Genomic DNA, 24,405 nt, shown 5'->3' with positions numbered 1-24,405 from the left:
GTGACCAGCATCGTTCCCGTCACGACGAAGAAGACGGCGCCTCCGCCGGCCGCAGCCCGTGGTCGATGAGGAAGCCGCGCACGGCGTCGGCGATTTCTGTTCCGGCCTCCAACAATCCCGCGTGCCCGGCGTCCTCCACCAACATCCAATGGGCATGTGGCAACGCGTCACGCATGCGCACCATCTCCCGCAGAGGGACGAGGGTGTCATGACGCGCGGCGATGATCTGCGTCGGCACCTTGACATGGGGCAACACATCCCACGCGTGCCCCTCCGCGAACCCGCGCAGCGTGTGCCAATAAGCCTGGGGGCTCATCGTGCGCAGCGCGTACAGGAACTCGTCGATGTCGTCCCGCGGAGCCCGGGGCCGCAGCGCGCCCACCGCGCGAGCCAACGGGTACGCCAGCCGGCTGCCCAGGAACGCGCGCACCACCGGCGTCGCCAGGGGCACCGCGGGCGTCGCCAGCCGGAGGGCCTCGCGCGCCGTGCCCAGGAGGGCGCGCGCCGCCAGCCCCGCGTCCCCCGAGCCCGCCGCTCCCGCGCTCCCCGCGATGAGCGTCATCGCCGGCACCAGGTCCGGACGGCGGCGATACAGCTCCAGCAGGACGCGAACGCCCATCGAGTAGGCCACCTGGTGCGGGGGCCGTCCGTCGCCGAGCGCCATCACCGCCTCCGTGACGCGCTCCAGGTCCCCCACGTGCACGCAGAAGTCGTAGTCGCCATCGCGCGACTCCTCGCTTTCGCCATGGCCCCGGTAGTTCCAGTGCACCACCCGGTGGTCCTGCTCCAGGCTGGCGACGACGTGGCGCCAGAAGTTCTCCGAGGAGCCGATGCCATTGCTCAGGAGCACCGTGGCGCGTGGCTTGAGCGCCTGGTCCGAGGACTCCTCGAGCAGCTCCCCCAGGTGCGTATGCCAGGCCACCCGGGTTCCATCCGGAGCGACGACGAAGCGCGTGGTGCGACGGTAGGGCATGCGCCCTCACCATGGTGCGAGGACGCCGGGCGCGCAAGCCGCGCGTGTCCGGAGCCCTGTCGTCACACTCCCTCCACCGCGAGGTCCGAGGTATGAGGGCGCATGCTTCGTGACGACGCGCAGGCGCTCGACCTCACCTCGGTGCTCGCGCACTACGCCGAGCATGGCTATGCCCGGCTGGGGAGGGTGCTGGGCGAGGAGGGCCTCGTGGCCCTGCGCGAGCGGGCGGACGACCTGATGCTCGGCCGCGTGGTCTACCCCGGCATGTTCTTCCAGCCGGACGCCACCACCGGACGCTACGAGGACGCGCCCCTGGGCCTCGGCTGGCAGGGGCCCTCGCTGGACTACCGCAAGCTGGAGAAGCTGGAGAAGGACGCGCGCTTCCTCGCGTGGATGGAGAACCCTCTGTTCGAGCGCCTCGTCCGCGCGCGCATCCCCGGCGACATCGTCCTGTATCGCGCCATCCTCTTCCACAAGGGCCAGGCCGGCGGCAGCAACCTGCCCTGGCATCAGGACGGAGGTCGGCTGTGGGGGCTCACCCAGGAGCCCGAGCTCCAGCTGTGGACCGCGCTGGATGACGCCCCCGAGGACGGGGGCTGCCTGGAGGTCGTGCCCGGCAGTCACCGGCGAGGACTGGTCACGGAGCTGGGCGGCGTCATCCCCCCGGACCAGGTGGCCGCCGAGGACGCGGAGCGCCGCGCGGTGCCCCTCCCCGCGCTCGCGGGCGAGGTCATCCTGGTGCACAACCACCTGTGGCACCGCTCCGGCCGTGGCCGCCCGGGCCTCCGCCGCCGCGCGTTCTCCGCCTGCTACATGAGCGCGGACACCCGCTGCGTGCGCAAGAAGAAGGCGCCCCGCGTGTTCCACCCCCTGTTCCGCCACGGACGCGACTGAGCGTCGGCCTCAGCCCACCAGGTGCAACGGAGGGGGACGTCCCAACGCGCGCGCGCGGTGCCCCACCGGCAGGGAGACGCGGAAGGTGCTGCCCCGCCCCACCTCGCTCTCCACGGAGATGTCGCCGCCGAAGCCGGTGACGATGCCGTGGCAGATGGACAGCCCCAGGCCCGTGCCCTCGCCCACGGGCTTGGTGGTGAAGAACGGGTCGAAGATGCGCGCGCGCACCTCCGGCGTCATCCCCACGCCGGTGTCGCTCACCTCCACGATGACCCGATCTCCCGAGGCGCGCAGCACCACGCGCACCTCGTTCTGCTCCGGCTTGCCCTCCGCAATCGCGTGCGCGGCGTTGATGAGCAGGTTGAGGAACACCTGACCGAAGCGGCCCTCGCTGCCCTCCACCGGAGGCACGTCGCCGAAGTCGCGGATGATCTGCGCGCGCATCTTCAGCTCTCCGCGCGCCATGGTGATGGCGGACTCGAGCACCGCCTGGAGGTTGACCGCGGTGGCCACCTCGTCGTCCCCGCGCGAGAAGGTCCTCAAATCCCGGACGATCTGCCGCACCCGGTGCGCGCCATCCACCGCCTCGCGCAGCACCTCCTCCATCTCGGACGTGCGCCCCGGAGGCAGCTCGCGCGTCACGTTCTGCAGCTCCACGGAGAGGAACGACAGGTTGGAGAGCACGAAGGCCAGCGGGTTGTTGATTTCATGCGCCACGCCCGCCGCCAGCGTGCCCACCGCGGCCAGCCGGTCCGACACGACGAGCTGCGCCTGCATCGCCTTGCGGTCCGTGACGTCCAACGACACGCCGCCCAGCAGCCGCCGCCCCGAGTGCTCACGCACGATGAAGCGGTACGTGAGCCAATGCCGCTCCGAGCCATCCGGCGCGGGAATCATGCCCTCCGTCGCGCTGGGCTCCCCCGACGCGAGCACCGCCTGGTCCTCGCGCCGCACGTGCTCCGCCGAGGCCGCGGGCATCAGCCGCGCGTCGTCCATCCCCTCCACGTCCGTGCCATCGGCGAGGCCGAAGAAGCGTCGGTAGGGTTCGTTCACCCAGACGCGGCGCCCCTCCGTGTCCTTCATGTACGCCACCGCGGGGCTGTGGTTCATGAAGGCCGCGAACAGCGCCTGGGACTCCTGCAGCGCCGCGAGCGCCTCCGCGCGCTCCTCCATCAACGCATGTCGCTCCGAGGCCTCCGCCGCGTTCCCCATGGCCGCGCCCAACAGGCCCGCCATCAACTCCAGCGTGCGCACGTCCCGGTCATCGAACGCGTTGGGCAGGTGCGACGTCAGGTTCAACGCCCCCACGGGCCGCGCCTCGCGCCACAGCGGCACGCAGACCATGGAGCGCGCGCCCACCTGCCGCGTGGCCACCACGTTGACGCGCACGTCGTCCTCGGTGTCGTCGGTGCGCATCACCTCGCCGCGCAGCAGGCTGGTGCCGGTGAGGCTGCCCTCCACCCTCAGCCGGAAGCCCATGTGCGGCCGCAGGCTGCCGGTGGCCACGCGGTACTCCACGTAGCCCGACTCCAGCAGCGCCACCGCCGCGCCGTCCGCGCCGCACAACACCCGCGCGCGCTCGCAGAGCAGGCCCATCACCTCCGACAGGTCCAACCCCGCCAGCGCCACGTCCGCCTGCGTCTGGATGATGGAGGCCAACCGCTCCATCTCCCCGCGCGCCGCCGCCTGGGTGCTCTGCATCTGCCGACGCCGCGCCGCGCGGCGCTCGAGCAGCAGCCTGCGCGCGCGCACCTCCACCGCGTGGAAGGGCGCCACGAGGAACTCCTCCACGCCCGCCGACAACAGCGGCGCGAGCGCCTCGTCCGTCGCCTCGTCGCACAGCCCCAGCACCAGCGGCTCCTCGGGCCGCGCGCGCCCCCGCAGCGCATCCAACCACCGGGCATCCGGCGCGAGCGACGCGGCCTCCACGATGAGCACGTCCACACGGCCGTGCACCAGCTCCGCGTCCGCCTCCGCCGCCTCGGCCCGGACGAGCACGTCCTGCCCCTGACGTCGGAGCTCCTCCGCGACGGGATGATGCGGGTCCGCGCTGATGCACAGGTACTTCATCCGTTCGTTTCCACCTCGGCGAAGGTCCCTGACCGGCTTTGGAATGTTACAATCTAGCAGCAGAAGCAATCCACCGCGTCCGGTCCGACAGTGAGGGGCCGCACCACCCCAGGACGTCTCAGCGGAAAAGAGGCCGTGCGTGCCGGGCAGTCCAGGAGTCGTCGTCGCCGAGCAACCCCACTACCTGCCCTGGGTGGACTTCTACGAGCAGACGGCGCGCGCGGACACGTTGCTGGTGCTCGACAACGTGCAATGGCTGCGGCGCGGCTGGCAGCGCAGGACGCGCGTGGCGCTCCCCGCCAACGCGCCCACACCTCCGCCCACCGAGCCCGGCTTCCAATGGCTGTCCATTCCGCTGGAGGACCCACATCGCGACACACTCATCGCGGACCTGGCGGTGGATTCGCGTCAGCCCTGGGCGCGCAAGCACCTGGACAAACTGGTGACGCTGTACGGGCGGCGGCCCCATTTCGCCACCCAGGTGCTTCCGTTGTTGGAGCCCTTCTATGACGGCGTGGCGGCGGAGGCGGGCCCCGGCTCGCTCCTGCGGGTGCTGCTCGCGAGCACCGCCCTCTTCCACGCGCCGCTGGGGCTGTCGCCGCGCATCCTCCTGGCGTCCACGCTGGAGAAACAGGGCGACGAGAAGTCGGCGCGGCTGGTGGAGTACTGCCGGCAGCTGAAGGCCCACACGTACTACTCGGGGTTGGGCTCGTCGCTGTACCTCCAGGTGGGGCTGTTCCGGAGCGCGGACGTGCGCGTGCTGTGGCAGCGCTTCGGCCACCCGCCCTACGCGCAGGGGCGCGACGGGCGCTTCGTGCAGGGGATGTCCATCGTCGACGTGTTGTCCAACGTCCCCGTGGACGAGGTGCGCCGGTGGTTGGAGCCCTCGCCGTGGGGCCCCTTCGCGCCGGCGCCCCCCGAGGGACGCTGAAGGGTGCGTCAGTCCGCGGAGGCCGCGGTGGTCTCCGCGGCCTTGTCGAAGCGCACGAAGTAGCTGCGCACGGCGGCGTCCAGCAGCGCCGGGTCCAGGCGCGGCTCCTGCCCCAGGTAGTGGGACATGTCGATGACCTGGTCCAGCAAGTCGCGGGGCTGGCAGGCCGCGAAGGGACGCTCGGTGGGCCGGTAGTGCTGCTCGATGAGGTATTCGACCGCGTTGGCGTTGTAGGCCACGCCGCGCTTGCGACACATCACCTCGAAGATTTGATGGAACTGCTCCTCGTCCGGGCGCTGCACCTCCAGCTTGTAGCGGACGCGGCGCAGGAAGGCGTCGTCCACGAGCGCGCTGGGGTCCAGGTTGGTGGAGAAGGCGGCGAACACATCGAAGGGCACCTGCAGCTTCTTGCCGGTGTGCAGGGTGAGCATGTCGATGTCGCTCTCCAGCGGGACGATCCACCGGTTGAGCAGGTCCTTGGGGGAGACCTTCTGCCGGCCGAAGTCGTCGATGAGGAGCATCCCGTTGCTGGCCTTCATCTGGAACGGGGCCTCGTAGTACTTCACCTCCGGCGAGTACACGAGGTCGAGCATCTCCAGCGTCAGCTCACCGCCCACGACGACGAGCGGCCGCCGGCAGCGCACCCAGCGCCTGTCGTACGAGGGGGCGCCCTCCTCCTCCACGGGCTTGTGGAGGTTGCTGTCGAAGACGCGCACCACGAAGTCGTCGATGAGGATGGCGTGGGGGATGAAGATGTCCCCGTCGAAGCAGTTCACCATGCCCTGGCAGATGGCTGTCTTGCCATTGCCCGGCGGCCCGTAGAAGAAGATGGCGCGCCCGGAGTTCATCGCCGGGCCGATGCCGTCGTAGATGTAGTCGCGGATGATGAGGTCGCCGAACTTGTCCTGCATCCGCGCGCGGGTGATGCGATTGCCGCGCACCGTCTGCCGCTTCACCGCCGCCACGTACTCCTGGAAGGGCACCGGCGCCGGGCCGTTGTAGCGGTTGCGGTCCGTGATCTGCCGGAGCACGTCCGTGACGAAGGGCGTGAGCTGGTAGATCATCGTCGACTTGCCCACGCCGGACGCGCCGCCGCCGCGGATGTCCACGTACTTCTGGCGGCGCAGGCCCTCGATGATGTCGTCGACAATCGACGTGGGCAGTTGCAGGCGGCTGGCCAGGTCCATGCCGCGCATCTCGCCGGCGAAGAACAGCGCCTTGAGCACCAGCTCCTCGACGAACGTGGCGGTGAGCCCCGTCTCGGACAAGTCCCGAGGCTGGGTGGGCCAGAAGCGGTCCGGAGCCCCGGGGCCGCCCGACTCGAGCGCGCGACGGGAGCCGGTGACGGCGGAGCGGCGCTCCGGGCCTCCGTAGGCAGGTGGGGGCACGGTCCTGCGCTCGGCGCCGCCCGGGGCCGCGGCGGCCTGGGGACGGCGCTCCGGGGCGCCTGGAGCGGCGGAGGGAGGCCGGCGAGGGGCGCCCTCCGGGTTCGATACGATGACGGAAGGAAGCGGGCCTGACTGCTGGGGAGGACGGCGCTCGGCGCCCTGGCCGGGAGGAGCGGTGCGCCGCTCGGTGGGGAACTCCGGCTCATTCGACGCAGGGGCCTGGGGTCGCATGGGAGCGCCGGGCCTGCGCTCACCGAGCCCAGGGGACGCGCCGGCCAACCCGCTGCGGGGCCGAGGGGGTGAGCTGAGGATGTCGGACTGCGCGGGCGTCTCCGTGGGGGTGGTGCTGCGACTCGAATCGTCGCTCGACTCACCCGCCGTCGGGGGGGACGGCCTCCTGAACAGGGTCATTCGGTGCTCGCTCCAGGGTGTTCGCCAGCGAGCCTACCCGAAATGACGGGGGACGACGAGGCGGCACCGGTCGCAAGAGCGTCACTCCGAGCAGCGGCTGCTCGCGCGACGGCGGCCTGTGACAGGTTGCTTTTTGCGATTCGCGGCGGTCAACTGCGCCGCTTTCGAACCAGGGGCCGGATAGCAAACGACATGTTCAATCAGACACACAAAGCACTGTCTCAGCATCTCAAGCCCCTGGTGAAGTCCGCGGCCCGCAACTTCATCCATCGCCTGAAGCCCTGGCTGGAGCCGCCACCTCCCGCGGTGGCTCCCGAACCCGTCGCGTCGCCCCCCGCGCCCGAGCCCGCTCCGGCCCCCGCTCCGGACCTCACCAGCGCCGTCTGGACGCTGCCGGACCGGCCCCTGAAGGTGGCGCTCCCGCCCGTCGCGGAGCTGCTCCGCGAGAAGCACGGCGGCGAGTCGCTCACCCAGGTCGCCAAGGGCCTCTTCGGCGATGACGGCACCGTCCAGACCCGCCTGCTCCAGGCGCTCTCCGAGGAACAGCTCCAGGCCTACGTCGCGGCGGACACCTCCCCGCTCCCGCCCATGCAGGAGCGCGCGCACTACTTCGGTGAGCAGCACGTCAGCTACTGGCTCAACGGGCTGAGCGACTACCTGTTCTTGAAGGGGCTGCTGAAGTCCGCGGGCATCGACCCGGAGGGACACTTCCGCTTCCTCGACTTCGCCTGCTCGTCGGGTCGGGTGCTGCGCCACTTCCTCGCGCACGCCCCCAAGGCGGAGGTCTTCGGCTCGGACATCTACTCGAACGCCATCCGGTGGATGAACCGGTACCTGTCACCCAAGGGCTTCTTCTTCCAGACCAGCATCGTCCCGACGCTGCCCATCCCCGACGCGTCCATCGACCTCATCTTCTGTGGCTCGGTCTTCACGCACATGGATGAGTTCGAGGAGTCGTGGCTGATGGAGTTCCGCCGTGTCCTCAAGCCGGGCGGCGTCGCGTTCATCTCCCTGCACACGGAGCGGACCTGGGACGCCATGGCCCGGGACGTGGACCACCCCATCCGGAGAGACCTCACCCTGCATCCGTATCGCAGCCTGGAGTCCGACACCCAGCCCGTGTCCTCGGCGTGGTTCGACCAGCCGATGCCCTCCGAGCGGGTGGTGCTGCGCTACATGCCCTCGCCCTTCCACAACATCCACACCTTCTTCAAGGCGGACTACATCCGGACGAAGTGGGCGCGCTTCTTCGAGGTCCGCGAGCTGCTCCAGAAGGTCCACGGCGCGCACCAGGACGGTGTCGTGCTCGTCAAGCGCCGCTAGACGGCTCGCGCCCGTGAGTCCCGAGTCGGCGCCCGCTCCAACGAGGAGCCGGGCGCCGACGTGGACCGTCTCAGAGCGTCAGGCTCTTCTCGATGTCCGCCAGCTTGAAGCGGGCCATCGCCAGGTTCGCGTTGGCGCGGTTCAGCGCGAGGTAGAAGAACAGACCGTCCCGCGTCGAGAGCGGCCGGATGATGTGGTACTGCTCGCCGAGCGTGATGAGGATGTCCTCGATCTTGTCCTTGAGGCCAATGACATTCATCGCCTTCATCTTGGCGCGCATCACCTCGGTGTTCGCCGCGGCCGCCGTCTCGATGTTGAAGGCCGGGGTGCCACCCTGGGAGCCCAGACACATGCCGCTCTTCGCGTCCACCAGGCACGCAGCGAAGGCGCCTTCGATCTTCAGTGTCTCTTCCAGGGTCTGCTTCACGTTCGCCATGACTTCTCTTTCGACTGGGGGGTGGGTGGTGTGCTGCTCGACAGGTTGCAGCAGCTCCTCCAGCGTGAACGTCAGCTGGCTGGAGTAGGTGCGAGGTTGGGGAACGAAGAGCGCCTGGGCATCCGGCACCGCCAGCAGCGCCTGGACGTGGCTGGCCATGTGCTCGCGCAGCAGGTCGCGCAACGTCTCGCGCGGCACCAGCCCCCACGACACCAACACCTCGCAGAAGTTGCCGCCGCTCTTGCGGCACTCCGTCATGACCTGCTCGACATCGTCACGCGTGACGAGCTGCTGTTGGATCAGCACCGACGAGAAGTTCTGCACGCCGGGCCCGTTCAGGACCGCCCAGGCAACCTTCTGGCCGACGACGAAGATCCGCCCGGAGATGCTGGCGGACTTCACCACCACCTCACCTCCCTGGTGGCTCTCCAATGCCTCGTGAAGGACGGTGCGCAATACAGGCCGTGAAACCTGGGTCACCGTTCGGGATGCTGGTTCCATGGAGTGGGTCCGGGACGCACCAGGTGTACTGATCTGCATATTCGTCGCTCTGCGGGAACTATATCCAGCGGCCCCGCAATATCGCAACCCGACTGCATTTTTCGCGGAAATCGGGTGATCTGGGTTCACCCCGCCCCAGACTCGGAGCGGATCGGACCCATCGCAGAGATCAACGCGGATGGAAAGAATATTTCCCGGCAGAACTCATACACAAAGTGCGACTCGGAGCGGCCCTACCAGGAAGACATGGGCAGGGCTCACGGGAGCCGACAGACTGCCTGCTTCCTCGTCGTTTCCACCTGGAGACACCATGAAGAAGTTACCGCTCGGCGCGCTGTTGCTGGCCATCCCCGGAATGCTGTTTCTCGGCCAGCTGACGTATGCGACACGGGCACAGGCGCATGAGTCCCTGGAGCCCCAGGCGTGCACGTTCCACTACTTCGCCGACGCGACGTACACGACGCACGTGCTGACGCTCACCTGCGGCTGCGGTGAGAGCGCGTGCTCGGAGACGGAGGACGTCACGCCCTACGTCATCACCGAGTGCAACGCCTGTTAGTCGCCGCATCCGCGCCGTCACGGTTCCCCGCGTCGCGGGGGACCGTCGTGGTAAAGCCAGACACCGCGCCCTCCATCCCCGACACGCCGTGCGATTTCATCGCGCGATGACCTGGAGGCTCGACGGCCGGGAGTCCACCCTCTCCAGGCGGTCGTGCGTCACTACGCGCCGCGAATGGCGAGCCGCATCGGGTGACCCGTTGGCGCCGCGGCTACCGGACGGTGCTGAGGGCGGCGATTCGCGCCTGGATCCACGGCAGGAAGCTGGAGACCTGCGTGTAGACGCCGGGAAGCCCCGGCCTCCCGCAGCCCACGCCGAAGCTCGTGATGCCGTGGAGCACGTACTTCGTCCCTGACCTCACGACCAGCGGCCCTCCGCTGTCCCCCTGGCACGCGTCCTTGCCCCCCTGCGCGTACCCGGCGCCCAGCATCGTGGGGCCGTCGATCACGATGCCTTGCGATTGATAGCTCTTCGCCAGGGCCCTGTCCCCGACGATGGGAACATCGACCTGCAGCAGGAGGCTGGAGGTGTCATAGCCCCCCTCCCGCGTCAGACCCCAGCCCGCGATGGACGCCATGGTGCCCTCCGCGAGCTCTGCGCCCACGGCCGGCAGACACACGGCCTGGACGCTCAGCGCGGCGTTGAGGGACACCACGGCGGAGAGGTTGGGGCGCTGGGGCACGGCGGGCTCGCCACACGTGCCCCCGATGCGGATGGGGCGCTCGAGCTTGAGGACGGCGATGTCGTTCCTCGTCGTGTCCGGGTTGTATTGCGGATGAGAGACGGCCCTCTCCACACGGACGGCCACCTGCGTGGACGTGGGCCGGGAGAAGTCGTGGGCTCCCGCGACCACCGTCACACCCGCGTATCCCTCCACGACACAGTGCGCGGCGGTGAGGACGATGTCGGTCTCCTGCATGCTGCCCACCCGAATCAGGCTGCCACCGCAGAAATGGCTCCCGCCCCGTTGCAGGCTGACGATCCAGGGCCACGAGCCAGGACGCGCCTCGACGCCGCCCACGATCTCCTGGGCCCCCTGCCCCATGTCCTCGGGCACCGCCAGCTCCGAACCACCACACCCCAACAGCCCGACCGCGACCACCACGCGACTCACGAAACGCAATGCATCCTCCAGTTCCAGGTGAACCGGAGGATTGCAATGCGTGAACCAGGGGCCCCCCAGAGGGAGCGCCCCGCGCGAGCCCCGACCCGGGACATCGCTGACACGTCATGCGCTCCCGGAGCGGCCTGGGTTGACGCGTCAGCCCAGGAGCGGGACTCTCCGCTGCGTGGCTCCTCGGGCGGTCATGGGCGTCGCGTGTGGCGCACCCGGCCGTTCCGGATTCAGACGATTTCGAAATCGTCTTCGTCCAAGTCATTGCCCTTCTTGCTGGTGTCGACGGGAGACGGTGGCTTCGGGAGGTCCCCGCTCTTGACCGAGGGCTTGGGCGACTCGTCGAAGTCGTCCACGACGACGAACTCGTCCATGAGCTGCTGGTTGAGGTTGTCCAGGACCTGCTGATGCTCCCTGCGGAACCCGATGGCCGCGTCGCGAGGATGGCGCGCCGTGGGAGGCAGGGCCCCATCGTTCGCGACGAGATGCCGCGCGATCTGGATGATCCACGGACCACAGCTGTGCTGGCCATCCTTGTGGCTCCCCATCACGTCGTCCTGGTAACGGATGCCGGAGCGCTCGACCAGCAGGTCCGGGAACGCGCGCCGCAGCGAGCCCAGGTTGGGGACACCTTGCGGACCGAGCGGGTCGACGAAGAGCACGCGTGCCTGGCCCCGGACACCTCGCGCCGGGGGCGCCACCTTGATGTAGATGAGCCCCCAGTGATTGCCATTGATGTTGTAGGGCTGGATGATGACACGGGGCGGAGCATCCGCGACCAGTCCCTGGAGCGCCTCGTCATACGTGTCCGGCGCGATGCGATTGAGCACGTAGAGGTTGATGCCGCGCAGCACCACCACGTTCGGCACGCCACGCAGGTAGTGGCGAAGCAGCGTGTCGATCTGCTGGTCCGTGTAGAAGTGCGCCCCCTCGATCTTGTCGTGGTTCTCGAAGGAGCTGGAGGCCGGGCTCTGCGTCGAGGGTGATGACCCGCCCGTCGTCGTGGAGCCGGTCTGTTGTGTCGTCCCCGTGGAGGGCGTCGGCGCGGACACGGGGTTCAGGCGCTTGAGGCGATCGCGCTCCTCCTTCTCCTTCTTCGCCGTCTCCTCGTCCTTCTTCAGGATCTCCATCAGGTCCGGCGGCGCGCGCAGATCGACCCGCAGGACCCTCCCCCTGTTGTGGTCGTTCAGCAGCGGCTCGGACCAATCCTGGCCCACGCTCTTCCTGGCGAAGAAGGAGGTGGACTGGAGGCCTCCTGGCGTGCGGCCGCCGAAGAGCTCGGGACGCGGCAGCGGGCTCCCATGCCCCATGCCCATCAACAACCTGCTCGCGGGCTGCTCGGACATCAGCCCACGGCCCCCCCGGGGACCGGGCGGGTTCTTGAGCGTCTTGCAGCCCCCGTCACAGCGGGGATTGACGCAATGCTTGCCGGAGAAGGACCAGAGCGGCTCCCAGTAGGTGCGCAGCATGTCCCCCACCGCGCTCGGCCCCTCCACCAGGTAGTTGAACTCCGAGAGGAAGCCTGGATAGAGGTTGTCCGAGCCGACGACATACGCCTGGTCATCGGCGATCATGATCTTGGAGTGATTGCCCGGCGCCGAGGGGACCTTGTCGAAGATGGCGCCACTGGCCTTCTTCACGGACTCCACCGCGTTGCCGATGATGCCCTTGACCGGCGGCACCTCGGAGAGCGCCTTCTGCTTCAAGGTCGCGGTGAAGCCCTCGGGCGTGAGCTTCGGCCAGAAGTACGACTCCCCCTCCCGCGTCATGTCCCTGGGGACGTCCGTGTAATAGAACGGCGCGATGTGCAGGCGGTCCAGGGCACGCAGCCGCTTCTCCGCGTCCGCTCGCAGCTCGTCCTCGAGCGTCCTCGCCATGTAGTACTGGAACAGCTCGAACGTGCGGCACGCCCCGGAACCGAACGAGTACTGGTCCCCCTCCGCGCCCGCGCCCGCGTCCAGGGGGGACACCACGACCTGGACCACCAGGTTCGGCCGGGCGATCAACGCCTCCATGATCCAATGACAGACGACGTGTGAGGACCACTTCTTCTTCCACGCGCTCACCAGGTCCATCTGGGACAGCCGCAGGATGCTCGTGCAGCCCTTGATGAGCGTCTCCTTCATCAGCTCGGACGCCTTCTCGTAGTCGTTCTCCATGTCCGGGCCGGACCAGTGCTTGCCGATGGACAGCACGCGGCTGGCGCGCTTGTACTCCCCCAACCCCGCGTAGCCGATGGTCCGGTCCTCCTCGAAGACGGGCGCCTCGAGGTCCCTCAGGGTCTGGAGGTCGTCCTGACGGATGAGGTCCGGCACGAGGTCCTCGTCGCGCTCCTCCTCCCAGACGGTGTCCAACGGCGCCATGCCGATGCGGCGGCGAGGGCGGGGACTGTCCACCGGCAGGCCGCCGAGATGGAGCTTCGAGAAGAGCTCGAAGCGCTGGGCGCGCAGGTCCTGCGCCGCCTTCAGCTCCAGCGGGTCCAGGGGCCTTCGCACCTCCGCCTTGTCGTCGTCCCGGGTCACCCACGTCAGGGTGTCCGGGTCCAGGAGCTCCTTGGTCACCACGTCCGTCTTGCAGGACCACATCCTGTTCAGGAACCGCTGCGCGCCCAGGGCCCCCGCGCCGTGCATGACGACGGACACGTCGTGCACGGGGGGATAGCTGGTGAACAGGTCCATGTTGAGGTTGTGCCCGCCGACCAGCGCCTCGGCGCCATCCGAGGCGACGATCTTCGAGTGGTTCCACGTCATCTTCGTGAAGTCGTCGTCGGAGTCTGGCGCCAGCCACGACGGCAGGGACGCGCCGACGAAGGCGGACAAGCCCGACATCAAGCCATGCTGGAGGCGGAAGAACTTCGCCATCCAGATCTCCGGCACCGCGCCCCAGGCCTCCCTGCGGGAGCGCACCAGACGAATCAGCGCGCCCTGGAAGTCGATGAGGTTGGGCGACGTGCCGTCCTTGAAGAGCATGGGCGTCTGCCCGAAGAGGAACCGGATCTGGATGGGCCTGCGCTGGTTGCCCATCATCGCCGTGTCGATGGCCCCCAGGATGATCTTCGCCCAGGCGGGGTCCGGGCTGTTCAGCGAGGCCACGTCGCACCGGAACCGCGTCTTCTGGAGGACCTCCACCAGGGCGCGCTCGAACTCGTTGGTGCGGCGCCGGGCCTCCTGCATGATCTCCGGACCGAAGGGCAACCCCCAGATGCGGGGCGTGTCCATCATCCGCACATAACAATCATGGCTCACGTGCGTGAAGTACTTCTCGGGCACCACGGCCATCACTTCGTCAATCTTGCTCATCGTCGTCGAGCTCCACGCCTGGAGGGATTTGCGATGTCTCGGGGGCCGCGCGGGCTCACAGGAAGGTCCAGTCGATCCACCCGCCCCCGGCCTGCTCGATGGTGCAGGGATAGGTCAGGTTGTAGGGCGGCGTGCCCACCACGTCCTCCAGGTAGTAGCGGTCCCAGTTGAGGCTGCCGTGGATGGAGGAGACGCGCCGCACGGATTGGCGCAAGGGCAGCCGGGACGTGCGGACCTCTCCGAGCGCCATGGTGTCGAAGTGGGAGTGCGCCGTGTGGATCCGCTTGCGCAGTGACTTGACGTCCTCGCGCACGCGGCTTCGCGTCTGGAAGACGGTGTCCCACTGCGTCAGGTAGCCCCGAGCCATCTTGTAGACGAGCCGGGGGACCGCGCCGACGTCGCCGTTGACCTTGGACGCGTCATAGAGCCCGTCCGTGGTGTAGATGCCCGCGACGGTGCCATGGCGTCCCCGGATGGCGTAGAGCTTGTAGCCCTCTGGCTGGGGCAGCGGCTGACGGACGAGGGGGTCGGGGAGCTGGCGGTTGTCCGCGAGCGACGACCAGGTGCTCCCCAGCCCGCGCGCCTCGATGTCCTGGTGGGCCTGCTGTCCGGTCATCCGGGCGTTGGGGCGGGGAATCACCGCGCTGAAGCCCGCGTCCAGGTGGTCCCACGCGTAGACGCCGACGTAGTTGGCGACGTTGGGGGCCAGCTGGGTCTGGATGCTGTACCACTGCCCCGTCCCGGGGACGGGGTCGATGGCGAAGATGTTGATGGGGATGTCGCGGCACGCCTCCCCCCCGTAGGCATGGATGAACCACGCGGCCATGATGGCCTCGACCCCGCCGCGGCTGTGTCCGATGAAGTTGTATTGCTTGGCGCCGCTGGCCGCCGCGAGGCTCGCGCCATGCAACGCGAGCGCGGCGTCGGCCCACCCCAGCCCCTGGTTCAGCATGCCGCGCTGGTTGCCCGAGGAGTAACCCGACACGTAGCTGCGCAGCGCTCCGGGCGTCAGCTGCAGGGAGCTGAGCAGGGGGTCGCAGGCGTCCATCTGATCGAACCAGTCGTTCTCGCCCACGCCTCGCACCGTGCCGCTGAGGTCCGTGTCGAGCCGCGTGCCGGAGATCTCCCGGTGAAGGCGCACGGGGATGTAGCCCGTCTGTGGATCGAAGATGTCCTTGTCGCTCTTGAGCTGACGCTCGTTCTTGGCGAAGAAGCGGACGATCGAGGTCTTGTATTCCCAGTACCGGGTCTCCTCGCCCTCGTCACGCGCGCAGCCGGTTCCACAGAAACACACGGTGAAGACGTCCTTCGGCATGCCAGTTCCGTCCGGGTCGAGGAGGGTGCGCCTCCTATTGCCAGCCGCGTGCCGAGACGGCTCCCCACGGTGAGCCCAGGGTCCTCCGCGAGGGACGCGGTCCACGAGGACGCGGCTGCGTCGCGGCGGTACGCGGGCTCCTCGGCAGAGGGGTATGCAGGCACCCGCGCTGTGTCTGGAGTGACGCCGGACTCACAGTGCGTCCTGGGCCGACGCACGGCTCAAGCGGACGTGCGGCGCCGCTCGCTCGAGGGCTCCAGGCGGGCGGCGGCCTCCAGGCCCCAGACCGTCTTCACCTTCACGTTCGTCACCTTGCCCGAGCGCTCCAGCACGCCCTGCCCCACCAGGAACAGCGCCCCGTGGAGCGCCTTGCGGCAGCGCTCGTAGACGTCCGGAGGCACCACGAGGTTGGCGATGCCCGTCTCATCCTCCAGGGAGATGAAGCACATGCCGCGCGCCGTGGGAGGCCGCTGGCGGCAGATCATCATCCCGCCCACCGTCACCGCGCGCCCGGAGGCCACAGTCTTCAGGCCCTCCGCCGTCACCGCGCCCTGCCGCTTCAGCAGCGGGCGCACGAGCTCCAGCGGGTGCTTCTCCAGGGACAGGCCCACGGTGTCGTAGTCCGCGCAGACGCGCGCGTACACATCCATCGAGGGCAGCTCCACCTTCGTGCCGTCCATCGACATGCCGAAGAACAGGTCATCCGAGTCCAGCGGGCCCAGCGCCTGGAGGTCCCAGAGGGCCTGTCGTCGGGAGCCGCTCAGCGACGCGAGCGCGCCCGCGAGCGCCAGCCGTGTCAGCTCGTGCCGGGGGATGCGGGCCCGCCGCGCCAGGTCTCCGACGTCGGTGTAGCCGTGCTCGCCTCGGCCCGTCTCCACGCGGCGGCCCGCGGACTCGCCCAGGCCCCGCACCATCCGCAGCCCGAGGCGCAGCGCCCTGCCCTCGTCCTCCAGCGTGCAGTCCCACCGGGACACGCGCACGTCGACGGGCCGCACCTCCACGCCGTGGCGCTGCACGTCCGCGACCAGCGTATGCGGGGCGTAGAAGCCCATGGGTTGGGAGTTCAGGAGCGCGGTGGTGAAGGCCGCCGGGTGGTGGCACTTGAGCCAGCTGGACGCGTAGGAGATCAACGCGAAGCTGGCGGAGTGGCTCTCGGGGAAGCCGTAGTGCGCGAAGCCGCGGAAGTTGTCGAACCACTCCTCGGCCTGGGCGCGTGCGTAGCCGCGTGACAGACAGCCCTCCACGAAGCGGCCGCGGTACTGGAGCAGCATCGACTCCGCGCGCTTGTGGCTGAGCACGCGACGCAGGCCGTCCGCCTCCTCCGCGGAGAAGCCGGCGGCCACCATGGCGAGCTTCATCGCCTGCTCCTGGAAGAGCGGCACGCCGAGCGTCTTGCCGAGGATCTCCTTCACGGCGTCGCTCGGGTAGACCACCGTCTCCTCGCCGTTCCTCCGGCGCAGGAACGGGTGGACCATCTTCCCGACGATGGGACCGGGGCGGATGAGGGCGATCTCCACGACCAGGTCGTAGAACGTCCTCGGCTTGAGCCGGGGCAGCATGTTCATCTGCGCGCGGCTCTCTATTTGGAACACGCCCACGGTGTCCGCCTCGCACAGCATGTCGTAGACCTTCGGGTCCTCGGCGGGGATGGTGGCCAATGACAGCTCACGGCCGTGGTGCTCGCGAATCAACGCGAAACACTTCGACAGCGCGGTGAGCATGCCCAGGGCCAGCAGGTCCACCTTGAGCAGGCCGATGGAGTTGATGTCATCCTTCTCCCACTGGATGACGGTGCGGCCGGGCATGGCCGCGTTCTCCACGGGGACCAGCTGCGTCAGGGGCTCGCGGGTCATCACGAAGCCGCCGACGTGGATGGACAGGTGTCGGGGGAAGCCCTCCAGTTCGGCGGCGAGGGACAGGGTGCGCTGGACGCGGCGGTCGAACGCGGACAGGCCGGCCTCGAGAAGGACCTCTGGCGTCACCTCGAAGCCGTGGGCGGCGGAGACCTTGGAGAGTCGGTCGACCTGGTCCAGGGACAGGCCCATCGCCTTGCCGGCCTCGCGGAGGGCCAGCCGTCCCCGGTAGCAGATGACCTCGCACACCATGCCCGCGCGGTGTCGGCCGTGCTTCTCGTAGACGTACTGGAGGACCTCCTCGCGCCGCTCGTGCTCGAAGTCCACGTCGATGTCCGGGGGCTCCTTGCGCGCCATGCTGAGGAAGCGCTCGAACAGCAGGCCCATGCGCACCGGGTCGATGGCGGTGATCTGCAGGGCGTAGCAGACCGCCGAGTTCGCCGCGCTGCCACGGCCCTGGCAGAGGATTCCGCGCCGCCGCGCGAAGCCGACGATGTCCCAGAGCGCGAGGAAGTAACCCGCGAAGTCCAGCGCGGCGATGAGGCGCAGCTCGTGTTCGATCTGCTTCACCACCTCGGGGGGCACACCCGAGGGGTAGCGCACGGTGAGCCCTTCGTGGGTCAGGGCGCGCAGGTGCTCGTCCGCGGTGCGCCCCGGGGGCAGGTCCTCCTCCGGGAAGCGGTAGCGCAGGTCGTCGAGCGAGGCCCGGCAGCGCGAGGCCAGCTCCACGGTGCGCTCCAGTGCGTCTGGCCGGTCCGCGAAGAGGCGCGCCATCTCTTGGGGGCCCTTCAGCGTGCGCTCCGCGTTGGGCATCAGGCGCGTGCCCACGCGGTCCACCGTGGTGCCGTACCGCACGGCGGTCAGGACGTCCTGGAGCGGCTGACGTCGACGGTGGTGCGTGTGCACGTCGTTGTGCACGACCAGGGGGGTCCCCAGGTCGCGGGCCAGTGCGACGGCTTGCGCTTCGCGCGCCGAGTCTCCTGCGGACAGCGTGCGGCAGAGGCCGACGTGGAAGCGCTCCGGGAAGGCCTCGGCGAGGGGGGCCACGCGCTCCAGGGGGGCGGGCTCGGGGAGGAGCGCGAGGAGCCCGCTGGAGCGTTCGGCCAGGGCTCGCCAGGGCAGCCCCGCCTCACCCTTGGGGTGCGTCATCCGGCTCTGGGAGACCAGGGAGCACAGGTTCGAGTAGCCCCCGGCGTCCGCCGCGTAGACGACCACGGGAGGCCCGTCCTCGAGCGTCAGCTCCGCGCCCAGGATGAGGCGCACGCCGTGCTCCTTCGCCGCCAGGTGCGCCTTCACGGCCCCGTACAGGCCATCCGCGTCCGTCAGCGCCAGCGCGCGCTGTCCCAATCGGGCGGCCGTGACAATCAGCTCCTCCGGATGAGAGGCCCCGCGCAGGAACGAGAAGTTGGAGCGACACACGAGCTCGGCGTAGTCCACGCCCGATCAAGACACTGACCAGCCGTTCAGGCGCTAGGTCGGATCTTCGTTCGACGTGCGAGGGACGCGGTGGGTTCGATTCCCCTGTTTCCACGTGCTTCCGGAGGGCCCGTCTAGAACCGAGCCTCCTTGACGAGATTGTCGTGGGCGCGGTGATCGTCGTGGGTGTCGTGGTGGTGGGGGTCGTCATCGAGGAAGCGTTGGAGGCATATGAGCTGCGCGGGAGCAGCTCGGTGGATGAAGCGCCGACGAAGCCCGCTCTGCGGGAGCCTTCCGCGAATCGAAAGCCTGAGTCAGCGGGTCAGGACGTGTTCCCACCATCCCGGCATGGATGTCATCGTGAACGGAGTGCGCTTCGATGCGCTACAAGTCGGCGCTCGAGTACAATCGATGGGGGATTCCCTCTCATGTGTAACGGGGACATAGGCTTTCCCGTGACAGTCACTGGGTCGGAAAGGGATGGACTCTTCAGCCCAGGCGGCCATGCACAGTTGACAGCGCTTCCCGGAGATCAGCGGCCGAGTGAACTTGAGATAGAGTGGCTCTCAAGGGGGTGTCCATGACCTGGGTACTTCAAGCAGCGGTGGTGCTGGCGGTCCTGATGTGTCTCCTGGGCGCAGGCTGGGCAGTCGTCCTCGGTTACCGTTACGCGCGAAAGTGTCGACAGGCCGCCGCTGAAGCGGCCCTCGGCATCTACAGCCAACGTGAACTCGAGCTCACCGGCATTCGCGGCTGGATAGCAGATTGGGTGGATGGCACCTCCAACGAGGGCTGTGCCTCCAGCTCGGACTCGTCCCCCAGCATGTGCGGAGACACCTCCGACGCAGTCCACACATCCTCGGACTGAAACCAAAGGTATCACCCAGGGTGACGGTGCCCCCTCTCGAAACACACGGCGGGTAACACGTCATTCACGAGCAAAAGAGCCCAGGCGGGCTCTGGTAGCGTCATGAATACATGCTGCCGCAGCTCGTGACGCCTCTCCTCGACCCAGCTGAGCCGGACCTGTCCATCGCCTTCGAGCGCAACCTCGTCGACGAACGGCTTCGTGTGGCCCGCCGCCTGGGGGCACTGCGCTTCGTCGGCGTGCTCGCCTGGCTCTGCTTGAGCCTGAGCCTCTCGTGGCCCGCCTCCCCGGCGGCGCTGGGTGTCTATCTGGTGCTCGCGGGTGCGCTCTGGGCAGCGGCGGGCATCACCCGCGGGTCCCGACATGCGGGCCTGGCCGTGGCGCTGGTGGACGCGCCCATGGTCTTCCTCCAGCAATACGTCACCCTCCAGGCCGGAGTGCCCGCCGAGCTCGTGGGGCCCATGTCCTGCGGCGTCTACTGCGTGCTCCTCGCGCTGTCGGTGCTGTCCCTGGACGTGGGCACCGTGGCGCTCTGCGCCGTGATGGGCATGGGCTTCTCGGTCACCTTGATGAAGCTGGGCCCACCCGCGGCCTGGAACCTCGCCCCCGTGCTCGTCGTCATCCTCGGCGTCACGGCATTGACGCTCGCCTACGCCACGCACCGCATCCAGCACCTGCTGCACGGCATCTCCCGCGAACAAGCCCGGCGTGAGCGGCTGGGGCGCTACTTCTCCCCCGAGGTGGCCCGCCACATCGCCGAGCGAGGCACGGGGCTGACGAATGGCCAGCATCGCGAGGTGACGCTGCTGTTCTCCGACATCCGAGGCTTCACCTCCATGTCCGAGCGGATGGACAGCCCCCAGGTGGTCACGCTGCTCAACGAGTACCTGTCGCGCATGGTGGCGGTGGTGTTCCGCCATGGCGGGACGCTCGACAAGTTCATCGGAGACGGCATCCTCGCGTACTTCGGCGCGCCGCTGGACCACCCGGACCATGCGCGCGCGGCCGTGGCGTGCGGACTGGAGATGCTCGACGTGCTGGCGACGCTCAACGTGGAGCGCGTTGCGAGGAGCGAGGAGCCGCTGCACATCGGGATTGGCATCCACACCGGCCGCGTCGTCGTGGGGGACGTCGGCAGCCCCCAGCGGCGCGAGTACACCGTGATTGGTGACGCGGTGAACCTGGCCAGCCGCATCGAAGGGCTCACCAAGCAGGTCGGAACACCCCTGCTCGTGTCCGCGACCACGCGTGCAACGGCGGGAGAAACCTTCACCTGGTCCCCCGCGCCCCCTGTGCCGGTGAAGGGAAAGAGCGAGCCTGTGGCCACCTTCGTGCCCGCCACGGGCATCGCGCTACCGGCGGGGCCTGCCGTGGAGAAGCCGAGCATCACCCCGCTCGGCTGAGTGGAACCTCGCTCAGCGCAGGATGGACGCGCCCCGCTCCACCGTGGCCCATCGCGCACCGAGGTCTCGCGGGCCACGGGATTACGGCTTCGCCTTCGCGGCCTCGATCAGTTGCCGCGACTTCGCGTACAGCTCGGCCGCAATCGTCGCATCGCCCAGCGCGGCGTGGCATTCGGCCAGGCTGTCCCAGGCATTGGCCGACTCCGGATGGAGCACGGTGTTGAGCTTGAACACCTTCAACGCCGGGCGATCACCCAGGTTCCCACGGATGGCATAGCCGGCGCCGTTGATCGCCCGCTCCAACGCCTCCGCGGCGATACCGCTGCCGTCACGCAGCCACGCCTTCAACGCCGTGTCGTCCGCGCCGTCGTCAGCGAGGGCATGGGTGAACAGGCGCTCGGACACCGTCTCTCGCGGAAACAACCGTGGGGCCACCTGCGCCATGGCGCTGTCCACCAGCGTGCGTGACCAGACGTTGCGCGCGCTGCCGTTGGTGAAATAGACGAACGTCCAGGTATCACCGGCCAACGAGTCCTTGAACAGCAGGCGCGCGCGCACGCGCGTGCCACCGTCGTGGCTCATCAGCCGATAATCGCCGCTCTGTCCGAACTCCCAGCCACCGACGAACCCACTGTCGCGGCCCGTGCTGAGCTTCCGCGGCTGCAGCAACGTCTGGAGCGTCGCCCGACGCACCAACTTGCCGGCAGCCAGCGCCTGCAGGAAGCGATCGAGATCTCCCACAGTGGTGTGCAGACTGGCATGACCCAACGCATACGCCGGCCACGCGATATCGTCTTCCCGCCGCAGGGCGCCGTCCTTGCCGATGTACGCGGTGGCCAGACGCGCGGCGGGCACGCCCGAGGGCCCCAGCCAGGTATTGCGCAAGCCCAATGGCTTCAGGATGCGCTGGCGCACGATGTCCGCATAGGGCTGCCGGTAATGCGCTTGCAGCAGCGCGGTCAGCACCAGGAAGTTCGTCTGGGTGTAGCGATTGCTGCTGCCGGTGGCGAACTGCATCGGAGTGTCCGCCAGACCGGCGAGCGCTGTCTCCAAAGTGGGGGCAAGCCCCGCATACCCCTTCGAGACCAGGGCCCCCTCGTGATTCTCGAAGTACTCCGGCACACCGGAGCTGTGGTCGAGGAAGTGGCGCACGCTGATCGCCTTCCACGCGGCGGGAAGGTCGGGCGCGTAGCGGCTGGCCGGTGCATCCAAATCGACGTGGCCCTGCTCGACCAACTGCATCACCAACGTACTGGCCAGCAGCTTCGCCAACGAATAGGCGTTGAACACGGTATCGGTCGAGACAGGCGCGTGGCGCTCGACGTCCTTCTCGCCATTCGCTGCTCGATAGACGAGCTGACCGTTGTGGCGAATCAGCACGGCCTGTCCGGCGATACCGTAGCGCTCGCGGTTGCGCTCCAGTTGCGCGTCGAGGCGGGTGGCCAGCTCCGTCTTCGCCGCCGGAGCGGCCATCGGAGCAACGGCGAGCACGCAGAAGAGCGCGGCGACAAGCTGGCGATGCATCCAGGTGATCCTTCCAGAGGTGAGCACGCACCTTAAGGAGCACCCTGTCGCAGGGTCAATGCACGGTGAGCGAACAGGCGCACCTGAAGCCCCACGCGACGCACCTGCTCCGCGTCGCATGGAGCACCTCACTCCCGCTGCTCCACGGAGCCTCGGCTCAGTGGATGTTGAGGCACCCGTCGCTCAGGTCGACACCCCCGAGCACCTCCACCGGTTCGACAGGGATGATCTCGAGAGCGTCGAACGACTGGTCCTCGCGGCAGACACCCTTCGCCATGTTGAAGCCGGGCTTCAGCGCCTCCAGGTTGGTGACCAGCCCCCTCGTGCGCAGCCACGCCAGGACGTCCTCCGTCACCTCCGGCACGTAGAGCACCGCGTGGTGGATGGAGAGCCCCTGGAGCGCCTCGTCGTCATCCAGGTCCATGACGCCATCACCGTCCACGTCGTCGTAGACGGCGAAGTACCCCGTGCCCAGCAGTCCGGGATTCAAATCGTTGAGGGCCACCGTCGGAGGTGCGCCCTCCAGCGTCAACGTGAACGCACCAGGGAGGCTCCCGGTGAGCAGGCGGTTGCCCTGGACGGTGATGACATCCCCGGACCCCATCCAGTTGTCCCAGGCGATGGCCACCTTGCTTCGCCCCGGCACCATGGCGGGCACCAACGACGTCACCTGGCCGCTCAAGGCGTAGCCCTCTGTCGCCTCCGTGGACGATCCCGGCTTCTTCTCGGCGTCATCTCCACAAGCGGTGAGCACGGACGCGGCAAGGCCCACTGCGGCAATTGCGATGTAACGGTTCATGAGTTGCTTTCGTGAGGGCGAAGTGGCGTTCGCGCCGCGCGACCACTCGCCGGGGGACGCCCGGAAACGTCCGAGCACTGCGCGGCTGAGGGCCTCTCTAAGAAGGCGTTGGCCGCACCGCAAACACCGCCGCGCCAACGCCAGAGCGCGCGGATTCAGGGAGGGACAACCGCGCTCCAGGGCTCGCGGCCACCACGCGCTGAAGGAGCGCCTCCCGACCCGGGAGTTGATCGAGCTGCAGCACACCTCCGGGGCCAGGGCCGCGCAGCAACTCCCGAGCGACCTCCGTCGCCACACACGCCGTCAGCGCCGCCTCACGACGTCCCTGGAGCACACCTTCCCGGGTGACCGCGTGCCCCGCGCTCCACCCTCGAGCGCGAGCCACGACGGCGCACACATCCGAGCCCATCCGCACCCGGTGAAGCAGCCACATCACCGCGCGCCGAAGCCAGGGGCGGCGAAGGACCCGTCCGATTCCGAGCCGGACCGCGAGCGCCAACAGGCCCGTGAGCCACCGAGGATCCACGCTCAACCACGTGGACACCGTGGGGAGGTCCAGGGTCCGCGCCACCGTGTGTTGGTCCGGAAAGTCGAAACGCCAGCCCGCGCGCGGCGTCGCCTCACCCGGCAGTTGCACCCAGCTCCGCTCGCTGAAGCCATGCACGCGACGCGGACGCCCCTCCTCGAGCACCTCGAAGGGCGTGTCGAGCTGGTCCAGCGTCCAGGCGATGGCCGCGTCACCATGCGCATCCCCCGCGCCCAACAGGACGAAGAGGTCCAGGCGCTCCACCCGCTCCATCCCCGCCACCACCCGCGCGGCGAGCACGTTGCTCACCCCCGGCGCCACCCCCACGCTGAGGACCGCGGTGGCACCTGAACGTCGCGCCACCGCGTCCAGCCGCTCGAAGGCCACGAGCGAGGCATGGCGCGCCGTCACGTCCACGTAGTCCACGCCCGCCTCCAGGCAGGCACGGACGAACGTGTCCTGCTCCTGGTCCACGCACATGACGACCAGCCCCACGCCTTCGAGCCGCGCGGCCGCGCCCTCCACCTGGACATCCAGCGCCAGCCCCCGAGAGCCGTGCCCCAGGCTCGCGGCGAAGGCCTCCGCGCGCTCCCGGCTCCGTCCAGCGATGACGACCCGGCCCGGGTACTCCGGCGCCAGCGCCTTGGCCACCGCCTGTCCCACCTGTCCGTAGCCCCCCACGATGAGCACCTGCTTCGACATGAACACCTCCGGGGCCATCCGCGCCAAACGGACCCACGCCCTCCCCGGTTTGTGCCGCCAGCTCCGCTAGAGTGCGAGTGAAGTCCGGGAACGACATTCA

General features: G+C 68.8%; 16 protein-coding genes. 5 read left to right on the top strand and 11 right to left on the bottom strand.

Translation table 11 applies throughout. From position 1 onward, the window contains the following. Positions 1 to 19: 19 nt before the first annotated feature. Positions 20 to 973, bottom strand: a complete 954-nt coding sequence (locus LXT21_RS22270) for an alpha/beta fold hydrolase (protein ID WP_254040186.1) — start codon at positions 971 to 973, stop codon at positions 20 to 22. A gap of 102 nt (positions 974 to 1,075) precedes the next feature. On the opposite strand from LXT21_RS22270, the gene LXT21_RS22265 reads away from it, so the two are divergent. After that, positions 1,076 to 1,867: a phytanoyl-CoA dioxygenase family protein gene (locus LXT21_RS22265; RefSeq protein ID WP_254040185.1), complete on the top strand. Its 792-nt coding sequence runs from the start codon at positions 1,076 to 1,078 to the stop codon at positions 1,865 to 1,867. 9 nt (positions 1,868 to 1,876) lie between these two features. Here LXT21_RS22265 and LXT21_RS22260 read toward each other — a convergent pair whose 3' ends face one another. Beyond that, complete coding sequence (locus tag LXT21_RS22260) at positions 1,877 to 3,937, bottom strand: sensor histidine kinase (RefSeq protein WP_254040184.1); 2,061 nt, start codon at positions 3,935 to 3,937, stop codon at positions 1,877 to 1,879. Positions 3,938 to 4,076: 139 nt separating this feature from the next. Here LXT21_RS22260 and LXT21_RS22255 point away from each other — a divergent pair, with 139 nt between their 5' ends. Then, positions 4,077 to 4,868, top strand: coding sequence for a WbqC family protein (locus LXT21_RS22255; protein WP_254040183.1), 792 nt, complete (start codon positions 4,077 to 4,079; stop codon positions 4,866 to 4,868). A gap of 8 nt (positions 4,869 to 4,876) precedes the next feature. On the opposite strand, the gene LXT21_RS22250 is transcribed toward LXT21_RS22255, so the two are convergent. Continuing rightward, complete coding sequence (locus LXT21_RS22250) at positions 4,877 to 6,667, bottom strand: ATPase (RefSeq protein WP_254040182.1); 1,791 nt, start codon at positions 6,665 to 6,667, stop codon at positions 4,877 to 4,879. Positions 6,668 to 6,859: 192 nt separating this feature from the next. Between LXT21_RS22250 and LXT21_RS22245 the strand changes: the two genes are divergently transcribed. Continuing rightward, positions 6,860 to 7,990, top strand: a complete 1,131-nt coding sequence (locus LXT21_RS22245; protein ID WP_254040181.1) for a class I SAM-dependent methyltransferase — start codon at positions 6,860 to 6,862, stop codon at positions 7,988 to 7,990. A gap of 70 nt (positions 7,991 to 8,060) precedes the next feature. On the opposite strand, the gene LXT21_RS22240 is transcribed toward LXT21_RS22245, so the two are convergent. Next, positions 8,061 to 8,882 (bottom strand): hypothetical protein, encoded by an 822-nt coding sequence (locus tag LXT21_RS22240; protein ID WP_254040180.1) that lies wholly within the window; start codon positions 8,880 to 8,882, stop codon positions 8,061 to 8,063. Positions 8,883 to 9,237: 355 nt separating this feature from the next. Between LXT21_RS22240 and LXT21_RS22235 the strand changes: the two genes are divergently transcribed. Next, positions 9,238 to 9,486 carry a hypothetical protein gene (locus LXT21_RS22235; RefSeq protein ID WP_254040179.1) on the top strand — a complete coding sequence of 83 codons (249 nt, stop codon included), beginning with the start codon at positions 9,238 to 9,240 and terminating at the stop codon, positions 9,484 to 9,486. Positions 9,487 to 9,697: 211 nt separating this feature from the next. Here the strand turns inward: LXT21_RS22235 and LXT21_RS22230 are convergent, their stop codons facing one another. The 4 genes from LXT21_RS22230 to LXT21_RS22215 form a co-directional block, all read right to left on the bottom strand. Beyond that, positions 9,698 to 10,600: a serine protease gene (locus tag LXT21_RS22230; protein ID WP_254040484.1), complete on the bottom strand. Its 903-nt coding sequence runs from the start codon at positions 10,598 to 10,600 to the stop codon at positions 9,698 to 9,700. Positions 10,601 to 10,830: 230 nt separating this feature from the next. Beyond that, positions 10,831 to 13,899 (bottom strand): phospholipase D-like domain-containing protein, encoded by a 3,069-nt coding sequence (locus LXT21_RS22225; protein WP_254040178.1) that lies wholly within the window; start codon positions 13,897 to 13,899, stop codon positions 10,831 to 10,833. A gap of 55 nt (positions 13,900 to 13,954) precedes the next feature. Continuing rightward, positions 13,955 to 15,214, bottom strand: a complete 1,260-nt coding sequence (locus LXT21_RS22220) for a Tat pathway signal protein (protein ID WP_254040177.1) — start codon at positions 15,212 to 15,214, stop codon at positions 13,955 to 13,957. A gap of 221 nt (positions 15,215 to 15,435) precedes the next feature. Then, complete coding sequence (locus LXT21_RS22215) at positions 15,436 to 18,504, bottom strand: error-prone DNA polymerase (RefSeq protein WP_254040176.1); 3,069 nt, start codon at positions 18,502 to 18,504, stop codon at positions 15,436 to 15,438. A gap of 957 nt (positions 18,505 to 19,461) precedes the next feature. Between LXT21_RS22215 and LXT21_RS22205 the strand changes: the two genes are divergently transcribed. Then, the gene (locus LXT21_RS22205) at positions 19,462 to 20,754 is read left to right on the top strand and encodes an adenylate/guanylate cyclase domain-containing protein (RefSeq protein ID WP_254040175.1); all 1,293 of its coding nucleotides are present in this window, start codon (positions 19,462 to 19,464) and stop codon (positions 20,752 to 20,754) included. An 81-nt stretch (positions 20,755 to 20,835) separates the two neighbouring features. On the opposite strand, the gene LXT21_RS22200 is transcribed toward LXT21_RS22205, so the two are convergent. From LXT21_RS22200 to LXT21_RS22190, 3 genes are all read right to left on the bottom strand, one after another. Then, positions 20,836 to 22,278, bottom strand: a complete 1,443-nt coding sequence (locus LXT21_RS22200) for a serine hydrolase domain-containing protein (protein ID WP_254040174.1) — start codon at positions 22,276 to 22,278, stop codon at positions 20,836 to 20,838. A gap of 157 nt (positions 22,279 to 22,435) precedes the next feature. Beyond that, positions 22,436 to 23,077: a hypothetical protein gene (locus LXT21_RS22195; protein ID WP_254040173.1), complete on the bottom strand. Its 642-nt coding sequence runs from the start codon at positions 23,075 to 23,077 to the stop codon at positions 22,436 to 22,438. 97 nt (positions 23,078 to 23,174) lie between these two features. Continuing rightward, positions 23,175 to 24,323 (bottom strand): saccharopine dehydrogenase NADP-binding domain-containing protein, encoded by a 1,149-nt coding sequence (locus LXT21_RS22190; RefSeq protein ID WP_256571899.1) that lies wholly within the window; start codon positions 24,321 to 24,323, stop codon positions 23,175 to 23,177. Positions 24,324 to 24,405 lie beyond the last annotated feature (82 nt).

This window comes from Myxococcus guangdongensis (genome assembly GCF_024198255.1).
Lineage (GTDB): Bacteria > Myxococcota > Myxococcia > Myxococcales > Myxococcaceae > Myxococcus > Myxococcus guangdongensis.
Note: the sequence above shows the minus strand (reverse complement) of the source record. Positions and strands in the feature narration are given on the sequence as shown.

Bases quoted from the DNA above. Each gene is read 5' to 3' on its own strand.
- LXT21_RS22270 (WP_254040186.1), bottom strand. From the start codon at position 973: ATGCCCTACCGTCGCACCACGCGCTTCGTCGTCGCTCCGGATGGAACC.
- LXT21_RS22265 (WP_254040185.1), top strand. From the start codon at position 1,076: ATGCTTCGTGACGACGCGCAGGCGCTCGACCTCACCTCGGTGCTCGCG.
- LXT21_RS22260 (WP_254040184.1), bottom strand. From the start codon at position 3,937: ATGAAGTACCTGTGCATCAGCGCGGACCCGCATCATCCCGTCGCGGAG.
- LXT21_RS22250 (WP_254040182.1), bottom strand. From the start codon at position 6,667: ATGACCCTGTTCAGGAGGCCGTCCCCCCCGACGGCGGGTGAGTCGAGC.
- LXT21_RS22245 (WP_254040181.1), top strand. From the start codon at position 6,860: ATGTTCAATCAGACACACAAAGCACTGTCTCAGCATCTCAAGCCCCTG.
- LXT21_RS22235 (WP_254040179.1), top strand. From the start codon at position 9,238: ATGAAGAAGTTACCGCTCGGCGCGCTGTTGCTGGCCATCCCCGGAATG.
- LXT21_RS22225 (WP_254040178.1), bottom strand. From the start codon at position 13,899: ATGAGCAAGATTGACGAAGTGATGGCCGTGGTGCCCGAGAAGTACTTC.
- LXT21_RS22220 (WP_254040177.1), bottom strand. From the start codon at position 15,214: ATGCCGAAGGACGTCTTCACCGTGTGTTTCTGTGGAACCGGCTGCGCG.
- LXT21_RS22205 (WP_254040175.1), top strand. From the start codon at position 19,462: ATGCTGCCGCAGCTCGTGACGCCTCTCCTCGACCCAGCTGAGCCGGAC.
- LXT21_RS22200 (WP_254040174.1), bottom strand. From the start codon at position 22,278: ATGCATCGCCAGCTTGTCGCCGCGCTCTTCTGCGTGCTCGCCGTTGCT.
- LXT21_RS22195 (WP_254040173.1), bottom strand. From the start codon at position 23,077: ATGAACCGTTACATCGCAATTGCCGCAGTGGGCCTTGCCGCGTCCGTG.
- LXT21_RS22190 (WP_256571899.1), bottom strand. From the start codon at position 24,323: ATGGCCCCGGAGGTGTTCATGTCGAAGCAGGTGCTCATCGTGGGGGGC.